Origin of the sequence: Pseudoalteromonas sp. P1-13-1a (assembly GCF_001401875.1) — a bacterium.
In the GTDB taxonomy this organism is placed as follows: domain Bacteria; phylum Pseudomonadota; class Gammaproteobacteria; order Enterobacterales; family Alteromonadaceae; genus Pseudoalteromonas.
The window spans coordinates 1-202 of the sequence record NZ_LKDV01000171.1; the positions used below are offsets into that span (position 1 = coordinate 1).

Below are 202 nucleotides of genomic sequence, written 5' to 3' on the forward strand. Positions count from 1 at the left end.
TGGATTAAAAGTCCACTGCTCTACCAACTGAGCTAATGACCCGCTCTAAATTCTGTGTAGAATTAATATGCTGCGTAAATCCGCCGATTGAACCACTCTTTACCTTAATAAAAAATGGTGGGTCATGATGGACTTGAACCATCGACCAATGGATTAAAAGTCCACTGCTCTACCAACTGAGCTAATGACCCGCTCTGTGTGC

1 tRNA gene is annotated in these 202 nt (G+C 43.1%); it reads right to left on the minus strand.

Annotated elements, in window-relative coordinates:
* Window positions 1-115 precede the first annotated feature (115 nt).
* Window positions 116-191: transfer RNA gene (locus AN391_RS20290), tRNA-Lys, on the minus strand.
* Between the last annotated feature and the right edge of the window lie 11 nt (window positions 192-202).